The sequence below is a fragment of the Novosphingobium sp. RL4 genome, from assembly GCF_035658495.1.
Classification (GTDB): Bacteria; Pseudomonadota; Alphaproteobacteria; order Sphingomonadales; family Sphingomonadaceae; genus Novosphingobium.
On sequence record NZ_CP141945.1, the window covers coordinates 488306 to 499829 of the forward strand.

The 11524-nt window shown below is 65.8% G+C and carries 8 protein-coding genes; 4 read left to right on the plus strand and 4 right to left on the minus strand.

All coding sequences use genetic code 11. The features are described from left to right. The first annotated feature begins 2 nt into the window (after positions 1–2). Both U9J33_RS19380 and U9J33_RS19385 read left to right on the plus strand, forming a co-directional pair. Entirely contained in the window at positions 3–731 is a 729-nt protein-coding gene (locus U9J33_RS19380; protein WP_132469220.1) for a hypothetical protein, read from the plus strand. After that, on the plus strand, positions 728–2203 hold the full coding sequence (locus U9J33_RS19385) for a PstS family phosphate ABC transporter substrate-binding protein (RefSeq protein ID WP_324699734.1): 1476 nt from the start codon (positions 728–730) through the stop codon (positions 2201–2203). Before U9J33_RS19380 ends, U9J33_RS19385 begins: the two co-directional genes overlap by 4 nt. Positions 2204–2222: 19 nt before the next feature. Here the strand turns inward: U9J33_RS19385 and U9J33_RS19390 are convergent, their stop codons facing one another. Both U9J33_RS19390 and U9J33_RS19395 read right to left on the minus strand, forming a co-directional pair. Further along, entirely contained in the window at positions 2223–2459 is a 237-nt protein-coding gene (locus U9J33_RS19390; protein WP_132469219.1) for a hypothetical protein, read from the minus strand. Positions 2460–2471: 12 nt separating this feature from the next. Beyond that, complete coding sequence (locus U9J33_RS19395; RefSeq protein WP_324699735.1) at positions 2472–4445, minus strand: TIR domain-containing protein; 1974 nt, start codon at positions 4443–4445, stop codon at positions 2472–2474. A 148-nt stretch (positions 4446–4593) separates the two neighbouring features. Here U9J33_RS19395 and U9J33_RS19400 point away from each other — a divergent pair, with 148 nt between their 5' ends. Further along, positions 4594–6558, plus strand: coding sequence for a hypothetical protein (locus U9J33_RS19400; RefSeq protein WP_324699736.1), 1965 nt, complete (start codon positions 4594–4596; stop codon positions 6556–6558). After that, positions 6555–8078 (plus strand): CHAT domain-containing protein, encoded by a 1524-nt coding sequence (locus U9J33_RS19405; RefSeq protein WP_185999862.1) that lies wholly within the window; start codon positions 6555–6557, stop codon positions 8076–8078. Before U9J33_RS19400 ends, U9J33_RS19405 begins: the two co-directional genes overlap by 4 nt. A gap of 60 nt (positions 8079–8138) precedes the next feature. Here U9J33_RS19405 and U9J33_RS19410 read toward each other — a convergent pair whose 3' ends face one another. Both U9J33_RS19410 and U9J33_RS19415 read right to left on the minus strand, forming a co-directional pair. Next, on the minus strand, positions 8139–10892 hold the full coding sequence (locus tag U9J33_RS19410) for a DUF2235 domain-containing protein (RefSeq protein ID WP_132469217.1): 2754 nt from the start codon (positions 10890–10892) through the stop codon (positions 8139–8141). A 215-nt stretch (positions 10893–11107) separates the two neighbouring features. Beyond that, complete coding sequence (locus U9J33_RS19415; protein ID WP_054436366.1) at positions 11108–11452, minus strand: DUF2322 family protein; 345 nt, start codon at positions 11450–11452, stop codon at positions 11108–11110. Positions 11453–11524 lie beyond the last annotated feature (72 nt).

An 11524-nucleotide genomic window follows, 5' to 3' on the forward strand; every position in this document is an offset into this window, starting at 1 on the left:
CGATGCGGGGGGCGTTTGCCGCTGCCCTGCTGCTCGCAGGCGCCGTCCTTCCTGCATCCGTCCAGGCGGCGGATGCGGGACGCATCCTGTTCCTGATGCGCGCGGACCCTCCGGGCGGCTCGGCCGATCCGCAAGTGAAGGCGCATCTGGAGCAGCTCGGCTACCGGGTGACCGCGAGCGAAGGCTTGCCCGCTATGCCCGATCCCTGCGGGTTCGATCTCGTGGTGATGTCGTCCACGGTGCGGTCCAACCAGTTCACCGCCGATCGCACCGTCATCACGCGGCTGCGCGACATGGGCGTACCGCTGGTGACCTGGGAGAACGACCTGCTCGACGACTTGTGGATGACCGGGCTGCGCCGCGATACCGATTTCGGCGAGCTGGAAACCGGGCACTACATCTGGCTGGTCCGCGCGCCGCATCCTCTGGCGGCAGGCGTTCCTGCCGGGCTGGGAACCTGGACCGAGGCCCGCACGCCCGCCGGTTGGGGCAAGCCCGGCCTCGGCGCCGACATCATCATGACCTGGCCGGGCGAACCGGACAAGGCGACGCTGTTCGGCTACGAGGCGGGGGTAACGATGGACCACGATCACCTCGCCCCGGCGCGGCGCGTGTTCATCGGCATGGAGAACAACAGCTTCGCCCGGATGACCGATACCGGCCGAAAGTTGTTCGACGCCGCGATCGCATGGGCGGCATCGGGACGCAAAAGCTGCGGAGCCAAGAAATGAAGGCCGGGCGATATGCAGCCTTGCTGGCGGCGGCCCTCGTTCCCCTTGCCGCTTTCGCGCAGGAAGGGGCGATCCCCGAACCCAAACCTCTCGTTGCGCGGTATCGCGCCGAGGACGGGCGACTGACGATCGGCGGCGGGCCGGAGGCCGAACAGGTGGCAGGCGCGGCGGCAGGCAAGCTGACGGCCCGGATATCCGGCCCTGACGGCGCAGTGCCGCTGCTCACGCAGGGCACGGTCATGCTGGCGATCCTGCCGCGCACATTGACAGCCATGGAAAGCGCCGCGGTACGGCGTTTCTCCGGCGGAGTGCCGTTCACGCTGCCGCTGATGCAGGGGCTTTACGCCCATCTTCGCCGCGACGCGGCGGGCACGGTCGACGCACGCGCCCTGCCGATCGCGGCGTCCCTGCTCGCGCCCGGCGGCCAGACGGCACTGACCCGCTCTCTGCCCGCCTACAAGCCGCTCTCTCCTGAAAAGCTGGACGAGGCCCTGCAAGCTCTTTCCGCCCTTCCCGGCGCGACTTACGCAGAGGCCGGTTCTGGATATAGGGCCAAGGACGGCACCCTCGCGATCGTCGGCAGTGACACGCTTACCGAACTGCTACCGGACATCCTGCAGGCCTATGCCCGCCGCGCGCCGGACGTTCGGTTCACGACCGACTTGCGCGGCTCCTCTACGGCGATGCCCGCGCTTTCGGCGGGAACATCGCTGATCGCGCCGATGGGGCGGGAGGCATGGCAGAACGATATCGATGCATTCCGGCAGGTAAAAGGCTACGCCCCCACCCGCATCCGCATCGCTTACGCCAGCCATGGCCCCCGGCCCGACGGCAAGACCCCGCCCGCGATCTACGTCAATGCGAGCAATCCTGTTTCCGGTCTGACCATGGAGCAGGTCCGCCGCATCTTCGCGGCGGGTGCCGATGGCGGGGACATCGCGGACTGGGGACAGTTGCAAGGCGCCCCGCATTCGGACCGGTCCGCACCGATCCACGTCTACGGCGCCCGCGATGACGGCGGCTTCGGCACCGCTATGCGCCTCTCGAAGCTGGACGGCCTGCCCTTCAGCGCCCGCTATCGCAGCATGGCGAGCGGCAAGGCGATCCTCGCCGCCGTTGCCGCAGACCCGCTTGCCATCGGCTATGCAACGTGGATGGATGCGGGAGATGCGCCTGCGGGCGTGCGCGTGCTTCCCTTGTCGAAACGGCAGGGCAGCCCTTACGTTCTTCCAGCAGCCGATGGCCACCGGGGCGAATGGCCGATCTCCTACTTCTTCAACGTCTACGTCGACGCCCGGCCCGAACCGGGGTCAGGCAGCCGCACAGCGCCCGAAGCCAAGGCGCTGCTGCGCTTTCTGCTTTCGGACCAGGGCCAGTCCATCATCGCCCGCCACAGCAGGGAGGAAAACGGCTATCTCCCGCTGGACTCTGCCGACCTTGCGGAAGAACGCGCCAAAGTCGAAGCTCTCTGACGAAAGAGCCGGCAGCCGCTCAGGGCCTGCGTCCCGTGTCGTTGCCACGCTCGTTATCCGGCACGGCATCGTCGACCATCGCTCCTGCATCGTCTGCGGTCGGCTCGCCGGTCGGCAGCGGCGCGAAAGTCGCCGTGGGCTGCGAGGTCGGGGTTTCGGTATGATCGGGCACCACCGTCGTATCCGGCGAGGGGCTGCAAGCGGCGAGCGCGAGCACGGCCGTTCCCATCAATGCGGCTATCCAGGTCCTTGTCATGGCATCTCCCCTTCAAACGACTCGATCATGGTCGATTCCTATCTGATGCAAGACTGTCTGAAAGCGGGGTTCCTGTCTAATCGGGTCCAGCAGCGGATCGGTATTGGCAAGCACGAGGCCCGCGTCTCCGATAGCGAGGCCGCGTTCCAGCGCCGCGAGCGCATCGTCCTTGCGGCCCCATTGCGCGAAGACCAGCGCCTGCTGGTAAAGGCAATTATCCCCGTATTCCCGTTCCATTTCCGCCAGATGGCGTTGTCCGGCGGCTTCGCCTGATAGGCGCGCGTCGGCAATCGCCAGCCCGCGAATGCGGGACAACGGGCTGGTTTCCGCTTCGAAATAGCCGCGTGCCGCCCCATAATCGCCCTGCACCAGGGCAATGTCGCCAAGGATGCGATGGACGTTGTTGACCTTGGGATTGAGCGAGAGCGCACCGCGAACGGCCTGCTGCGCGGCGTCGTAAGCGCGCGCACAGAACTCGGCGATAGCCTCGGTCCGCAGCACCGAGGCATTGAGCGGATCCAGCCGCAGCGCCCGGGCCACGGCCTTGCGGGCATCGGCAAAGGACCCGGTGAAAGCGGCATAAAGCGCGAAACTGCCCAGGATGGCGGCATTGCCATAGCCCAGCTCGAAGCTCTTCTCATAAGGCTGCCGCGCCCCCGCAAGATCGAGCCGCCCGTTGGAGAGCACGAAGCCCAGTGCGGAATGGCCCTCCGCCAGTCCGGGCGCCAGTTCGATCGCCTCGCGGGCCGCGGCGATAGCCTTGTCGAAGTACCCGGCCAGTTCCTTGCCGCTTGCATAGCTGCTGCCGATCACCGTCAGCGCGCGGGACCGCGCCGCTTGCGCTGCGGCATAGCCCGGATCGAGGGATAACGCCCGGTCGAACGCCGCCAGCGCCCCCCGGTCGGAGGGTTCGTCCGCCGCCAGATTGTAAAGCGCCATGCCGTGCAGATAGCTGTCGAACGCGGCGACGCTGGACGTGCCTCCGATCCTCTGCTTGCCGCTCGCCCCGTCTCCGCTGCCGCCGAGCGAGACGATCAGGGAATCGACGACATTGGCCGCAATCTCGTTCTGCACGTCGAGCACGTTGGCCAGCTTGCGATCGAAAGTCTCCGACCAGGACTGGAACCCCGTCGCCCCGTTGACCAGCCGCGCGGTCACCCGCAGGCTTTCCCCGGCCCGACGCACGCTCCCCTCCAGCACGAAAGCCACGCCCAGCGCACGCGCGATCTGGGCAATCGTTCGGGCACCGGTGCGAAAGGCGTCGGACGATGTCAACGCGGCAACGGAAAGCCGCGGATTGAGGCTGAGCGCGGCGCGCAGTTCTTCCGAGAGGCCGTCGGAGAAATAGGTCTGCTCGGGATCGTCGCTGAGGTTTTCGAACGGCAGGACGGCAATGCTGTTGCCATCCGCCTTAGGCGACAGCACGCCAAGCCGCCATGCCGCAAGCCCGCCGCCCAGCACCGCGATGCAGGCCCCGCCCGCGATCAATGCCCGCCGCCGTGACAGCTTCGTCCCGCCCTCTCGCGCGGCCGGAACGGGCCGCTCGACGCTGAGAGAGTTTCCGGGGTCCGCCGCAACCGCCTCGATCGCGCGCAGCAGCTCCCGGAATGCCGGGGATGCCGTCCGCTTTCCCCAATTGCCGAGATCGATGTACTGCACCTGCCGAAAGCCCAGCGGCGGTTCGGCGCCGTCCAGCGTGACAGAGACCATGCGGCCACGATCCCGGCCGCGCGTGGCTTCATCGCGAACCCAATGGGACTGGATGGAGCGGGCCGTCCACACCACCACGACCACGTCGGCACTTTCCAGCGCGCTTTCGGTGGTGTGGGCAAAGCGTTGCCCGCCCGCCAGCAAACCGTCCCACCACACGATCAGGCCGCGCTTTTCCAGCGCAGCAATGATCGGCAACACGCGATCGCGATCATCGCGCGAGTAGCTGAGGAATATCGTCCGGACAACTATTTCATCGGGCGAGGAATTTTCCATGCTTCCCCCGAATTTGAGCAGAACGCCGCCCTTATCGTATTAGACGTTAGGATAGCTTGACTGTTAACATGAACACGCGGAACTTTGCACTACCGTCACCGGCGGCAATTCGGGATATGTTTCCATGCAATCCGGGGGATGCCGCCAGATGGTTCAAGTTCCGCCGCTGCCTGCCCTTCGCCTGACCCTGGGCGTTACCGGCCACCGGGAAGACAATCCCTCCTTCGCCGCCCACCGCCACGCCGTTGCCGCCGTGCTTGCCGAGATTTGCGATACGATCCAGTCCGGCCTCGCGGGCGAAGCGCTGGCGCTGGCGCTGGGGCCGATCGAACCGGTGCGCCTCTACGGCCTGCTGGCTGACGGAACCGACCAGATGGTCGCCGCGATGGCACTGGCGCTCGGCTGGGAAGTGATCGCCCCATTGCCGTTCGGCCGGGCGCTTTACCGGGCCGTGGCCAGCCACACAGCCACCGGGGCTGACGCGCGCGCCTTGCTTGAAGGGCGTCCTCCCGCCGATCCGCAAGTGCTGGAACGCGCGCTCGCGCTGGATCGAATTTTCGAGACGGTCCGGCTGTTCGAACTGGCCGAACGTGACAGCGAAGTGTCGAACGCTCTTCTCGCCATGCTGGACGATCCCGGCTGTGCCGCCAAGACCCAGACCTTCTCCGCCTGCTGTTCGGAGCGGGTGGCGCTGGCGGGGCGGGTGATGATCGAACAGGCGGACATCGTGATCGCGGTGTGGGACGGCGCGACCCGGAGCCTTGTAGGCGGTACCGGGCATACCATCGCAAGGACGCTCCAACAGAACGGCGCCGTGATCTGCATCGATCCCGCCGCGCCTTCGGACTGGCGGATCATGCAGTCTCCCGAAGCGCTCGTCACGCGTCCACCGGCGGAAGGCCGCGACGCCGTGCTGCGCCGGCTCATCCGATCCGCCTTGCGCCCGGAAAGCGATGCCCAGCTTCCGGCAGGCGTCGCCAGCCTCGGGGACGAGGCCTGGCCCTCCCGCAGTCACCCGCTTTCAGGCGGATACCGCCGGATCGAGGCGATGTTTTCCGGCGACGGCAGGCCGTTCCGCCCGCTGGCCCTGCGCTATGAACCGCCCGAGGCCTTCGCCAGCGGCAGCGGCGCGCCGCTCCTGGCCGACATACGTGCCCTTCCAGGACTGGACGGCGACTTTGTCGGCAACGTGGAGCGATCCCTGCTACGCCGCTTCGCCTGGGCGGACGGGATATCGACGCACCTGTCCGATGCTTATCGCGGCGGCATGGTGGCGAACTTCGTGCTTTCCTCGCTCGCGATCGCCGCCGGCATCGCCTATCAGCCTCTCGGCGCGCAGAAGTGGTTCTTCGCCGGAATCGAATTCCTGCTGCTGATCGCCATCATCCTGATTACCTGGCAGGGCGTGCGGCGGCGCTGGCACAGCCGCTGGTTCACCACCCGCCGGGTCGCCGAATACCTGCGTCACGCCCCGATCCTGCTCGCCCTTGGCGTAGCGCGCCCGCCGGGCCGCTGGCCCCAGGGGATCTACACCAGTTGGCCGGAATACTATGCACGTGCCGCCTTGCGCGAGGTCGGCCTGCCCGCCGCACCGATGACGCATGAATACCTGCGCACCGCGATGACGCGCCTGCTCAGCCCCCACGTCGCCGAGCAGCGGGACTATCACATCGGCAAGGCACGGAGGTTGCGGCATGTCCATCACAGCCTCGACCGTATTTCCGAGACGCTGTTCATTCTCGCAGTGGTTTCCGTATCAATCTACCTGCTGATCGAAATCGCCGCGGCCACGGGCCTGCTTGCCGAGGGGTTCCCGCACGCCGCATCGAAGGTCTTCACTTTCCTCGGCGTATGCTTCCCCACCTTCGGCGCGGCCATCGCGGGTATCCGCTACTTCGGCGATTTCGAGCGCTTTTCCGCAATCTCCCGGATCACCGCCGAACGCCTCGACGGGCTGGACCGCCGTATCGAAATTCTCGCCGCCGACGATGAGGCGCGGATCGACTATGCCGTGGTGGCGCAGCTTGCGCATGACATGGATTCCATCGTCGTGTCCGAGATCGAAAGCTGGCAGGCGGTCTTCGCCGGAAAGCAGATCACGGTTCCGGTATGAAGCGACCGCGCCAGATCCCGGTCGCCGTCCTCGCCCTGTCTGCGCTGGTTCTTTCCGGCTGCAACGCCGAGCCGCGAAAGCCGCCTGCCGACCGCGCGGCAAGCAGCGAGAGCAAGGCCGCTTCCCCCGCCCCGCCAGCTTCTGCCGCGCCGCCCCCCGCACCGATGCCTGCGGAGCTTACCCCCGGGGATCGCGCGCTGCTTCTGGAAGCCATCGCGGGCTCCGAACTGTTCGCCAGGGTCCTGCGCAACAAGGAGCGCACCGGAAAAGTCGTGGCGCCTGGAAAGGAGCGCGATCTGGCCAAGGCCGAACGCGACCTTGCCACCATTCGCGAACGGCTGGCAGCACTTTCCGGCGATGGCATGCCGACCTTCGCGCTGATCCACACCTTGCGCGGCGGCGCGGCGATGAACGCCTGGCTCATCGGCCCCGACGGGGCCGTGGCGCACGGGTTCTACGATCGGGACTACACCGGACTGTCGCTGATGGTTGACGGACTGGGCGTGCGCCGTCTCGCCGCCACGCGCGGCAACCGGCCCAAAGGCACGCCGCCCCCGCCGCCCGATGTCGAACGCGGCAACCTGATCCGGGACCGCTCCCCCGAGGCCGTGCAACTGCGCGGAGAAACACTGGAGCGCACCCGCGAAATGCTGCTGCCCGGCGCGGTGGGCGATGCGCTGGGAACGCGGAGCGGCCGGCTTCTCGTGATCCCGGCGATGGACACGGGAACCGCCCCCTATGCCGCGCTGCCGCTTCGCAATGGGACTGCAGTGTCGCACTGGTCTTTCGTGATCCTTCCCGATGTCGACACGCTGACAGGCGCCGATCCCACGTTCGACTATCGCGCGCTCGACATCGGCAAGGCCATTGTCGTGGGCAACCCGGACTTGTCGAGCGATAGGAAGTTCGATTGGGCGCCGCTTCCCGGCGCACAGCGAGAGGCTGTCATGGTCTCCAGGGAACTGGACGATCCCGCCACGGTGCTGATGACGGGAACACAGGCCACGCGCGGCAACCTGACACGAGCCATCGCAGCACGGCCGGACGCCGGACTGGTCTATCTGGCGACACACGCGGTGTCCGACCCCAGGAACCCTCTTACCCGCGGGTTCATCGCCATGTCGGGCAAGGAGGGGCACTATTATGCCGGAGATATCCGGCAGGCCCGTTTCCCGGACTGGAAGCGGCACCACCCGCTGGTCGTCATCAGCGCCTGCCAGACCGCGCTGGGCCGCGTGTTCGACGGCGGCGGCTTCGGCGTTGCCCGCAGCTGGACTACAGCAGGCGCGGGACAGGTCGTGGCCAGCCTCTGGAATGTGAGCGATCAGGCCACCGCAATCCTGATGACCCGGTTCGTCGAGCGGCTGAAGGCCGGGGACGTACCGGAAATCGCCATGCAGAAGGCCCAGTTCGCCACGATGAATGCCCGAAACGCAAAAGGCGAAAGACCCTATGCCAACGATCCGAAGATGTGGGCCAGCTTCATGATCTTCGGAAAGCCCTCGGCACCGCTGCGGTAGAGGCCGCCTTCACGATCTGGGCCACATTTCGCCTCTCCGGCCGGGGATGACATTCTGGCGCTAGCCGGGGTCGCCTGTAGCGGTGGGCCTCAGGTCGATGCCTTTACGTCTCAGGCATTCGGATATCTTCGCGAAATCTCCGAGTGCCGCCTCGCACTGGCGGGCGGTCTGCTCGAAGTCCGGCCCTTTCCACAGCGTGGCCCCTGCCGAGGGCGAATTGTCGAAGGTACGCTTGTTGTTGGCATAGAAGTAGGTCGCGCCTCCCGTGCCTTCCGGCAGCGCGGCGTCGTTGAGGAATATCCAGGCCGTTCCGCTCATGGTGGGAACGAAGGAACCCATCCAGCGGATTGCGGGCGGTTTGCGCTGGCCCTTGTCGCTCTCGTCTGCTTCCTTGATGACCGGCGCTACAGGCGTCAGCCGCTGGATCATGATCGTGCGGCGATAGCCACTGGGCGACAGGTCAGGTTTCGGGTCTCGGATCTCGACCAGCGGCTCAAGCCAGCGCGCGAGGACCACGCGCCGCAGCGGCGCCCCGCCCGCCATCACGACATTCGCAGGAAACGGAAAATCGAAAGTGTTGCGCCCTGCCGCAGCCACAGGGTGAGTCTTGTCCCGCCACGGATCGCCCCGTTCGGGCCAGGTCAGGATGACATAATAGCGCTGCCCTTTGACGACGGTGCCGTGCGCCGCCACTGCCGCCTTGCTTTGTATCGCGGGCGATGCTTGCCCCCGCCCGGCTGCAAGCGGCGCGAACGGCAGGCAGGGGTTTTTGGGATCGAGTGCCAGCGGAGCGGATCGCGTTTTGAGTACGGCTGCCGGGGTATCGTTTTCGGCGGATTCCTTGCAGAAGGCCACGCCGCGTTCCAGCCCGATCAGGCTCGTCTGCGTCCAGAGTACGAGAACGAGCCAGGGTACGCACAGGAGGATCGAAACACCGAACAGGAACGGCAGGACCCGCCATTTCCAGAACTGCATCACTGCCTGATAGCCGAGGCTGTTGCGAAGCGCGCGCAGGGCGGTGGGCTCGAACCGTTCGAGTGTCTGCCCGGCCAGCGCGTCCCACCAGGCAATACGGACACGGTCCCTGAGGTCGGCCTCCAGCGCCCGCATCGCATTGGCTATCAGCCCGATGAGCCCCAGGATCACAAGGCTCAAGGCCCAGTTGGCGGTCCAGGGATCGTACCATGCCAGGAGCCAGGAAGGCACGAACTTGCGCCCCAGCACGAAAATGTCGCTCAGCACCCATCGCGAATCCATTCCCGGCGTGAAGCCCGACCCGTCCCCCCAGAACGGAGCGAGCGCCAGGAACGCGGTCAGCAGGACAACGGCGAAATAGCAGGTCCGCCGCAGCCAGACATTGTCCCAGGCATTTTCCTGGATTTCGCCTCGCCCCTTTGCCGGGTCCCGCTCCTGCAAAGTGCGGCTCGCGGCGGCCAGCGCGGACTTGTCCGCAGGGGCATAGGGGGGCTCGATCTCGAACTTGCGGGGCAGCACGATCGGCGCATAGTTGTCGTTGCCGAGACAGATCCGCTCGATCACGCTGCGATGGACATGGCACGCTGTCAACAGGCCCTGCGGGCGATGGCGCTTTTCCCCAATGATCGGATCGCGCAGGACCCGCGTCTGGTTCATGCCAACGGTATCGGCAATGCTGCGATGAAGCATGGCTGCGATCTTGCGCGGCTGGTAGCGATAGTATCCGGCAAGCCCGCTTCGGGAATCATGCATCGGCCCCAGCGGGTTCGCAAAGGCGCGGATGCGGGCTTCCTCGCTCTGGATCAGCGCCAGCCGGTCAGGCCCGAGGGCGTTGATCTCGTCGATCATCCACTTGAGCGACACATAGGCGAGGCTGTCATCGGGATAACCTCCTCCCACGTCCGAATGCATGCCGGCGAACCATACCTGCTTCAACCGCGAACCGGCCCGCAGACGCTCCGCCGCATTCCAGTCCCTGCACTCCTTGTTGATGCCGGCATGCGCCCGCTGATCGGCGATTTCATCCCAGAGCAGCGGCCAGAAGCTGTCCCGCTCATCATCGAGCGCCAGCGCATGCCGTGCCACCTTGACCCGGCGATGCAGCTCGTAATCGGTCATGGTTAGCGGCCAGACGTACTGATCGATACCGCGCGTGATCTCCACGATGGGCCCGCCATAGGCGGCCACGGTATCCCATACGCCCACGAACTCGATGTCCGGGAAACTCTCCGCCTCGCGGTTGAAAGCCTGCCCCCGCAACCGGCGCCAGCCTTGTATGATCCTGTCCCTGAACCAGCGGACGGTCTGGAAGAGCCAGGGGAACAGGTCCGGCGCATTCTCGCCCAGAAAGCGCCGCACCGCATCGGCGCAATTGCGCTTCAGTTCGCGCTCGTCCTCATAAGGAACGATGCCCTGCGTGCAGATGAGCGCCACGAGAAGCCGGATCGTGAACGCGCCCCGGCTGAACCCGAAGGCATAGATCGTGTCGCCCTTGTCCGTGCCGGGATACTGGCCATTGTAGTTGCGGCAGACATATTCGTAGAGCCGCAGAAGATTGCGCTTCAGCCCGAAGCCGAAAATGCCGCCCAGAACCGCCAGGAAACGAAAACTCGAAGTGCCTACGCCATTGTCGTAATAGGCAATCTGATCGGGGCCGCCGGGCCTCGATCCCAGATCGAGCGCATCATAGAGGCGATAGACGTTCGTGCGGAACAACGCGCGGCTGCTGTTGCCCGTGCCGTCCGAGAACACGACGATCCGCTTGGGTTCGGCAAGCGGCGCAGCCGCATCGGCACGCCGTTCCGGCGCGATTTCTTCTCCGGTAGGTGCGCTGGACACATTCCTGCCCCCCGATAGCTGTCATGAAATGACAATCTGCAAAGCCCCCGCTTCGCACACGACAATGAGTGACATTTCCAACGCGGGCAGACAACAGTAAACGCGCGATCGAATGGGAACTATACTTAAGATCCCATCCGTAAGATTAACAATTTTTACTGAATAATTCGTACGCAAAGGGTGACGTCAGGTCCAACCCCCGCCCGTACCTGCGATCAATGCCCGGCCGGAATGACCTCGATGCCCAGCCGGCCGCCGCGTGCGGCGATATCCAGCAGAAGGTCGACATTCGGATGCGCACCGGGACGCTCGCGTGCATCCGCGGTATGTTCGGCGAACACCACAAGGCCATGCTCGGCGGCAGCCGCATCCAGGTGGTCGAACCGCTGCTTCAGGTAGTTGTAGACGGCGAGCGAACCCTGCTTGCCCGGCTGGTTGGCGATGGAGGCCGCCACGTTCCCCGCATCATCGACCAGGTCGATGCGTTCCAGGCCGTCAATCGGCGGCAATAGCTGAAGATTGTCCTTGAAGGTCGCGCCCGGTTCGATTGCCGCCAGCATGTCTCTTGTTCCTGATTCACTGCACTCGCGGCGCTCTTACACCTTCTTCGAATGACCGCAATCGGTCCCGGA

Coding starts and splice junctions, on each gene's coding strand:
- U9J33_RS19380 (WP_132469220.1), top strand. CDS start 3: ATGCGGGGGGCGTTTGCCGCTGCCCTGCTGCTCGCAGGCGCCGTCCTT.
- U9J33_RS19385 (WP_324699734.1), top strand. CDS start 728: ATGAAGGCCGGGCGATATGCAGCCTTGCTGGCGGCGGCCCTCGTTCCC.
- U9J33_RS19390 (WP_132469219.1), bottom strand. CDS start 2,459: ATGACAAGGACCTGGATAGCCGCATTGATGGGAACGGCCGTGCTCGCG.
- U9J33_RS19395 (WP_324699735.1), bottom strand. CDS start 4,445: ATGGAAAATTCCTCGCCCGATGAAATAGTTGTCCGGACGATATTCCTC.
- U9J33_RS19400 (WP_324699736.1), top strand. CDS start 4,594: ATGGTTCAAGTTCCGCCGCTGCCTGCCCTTCGCCTGACCCTGGGCGTT.
- U9J33_RS19405 (WP_185999862.1), top strand. CDS start 6,555: ATGAAGCGACCGCGCCAGATCCCGGTCGCCGTCCTCGCCCTGTCTGCG.
- U9J33_RS19415 (WP_054436366.1), bottom strand. CDS start 11,452: ATGCTGGCGGCAATCGAACCGGGCGCGACCTTCAAGGACAATCTTCAG.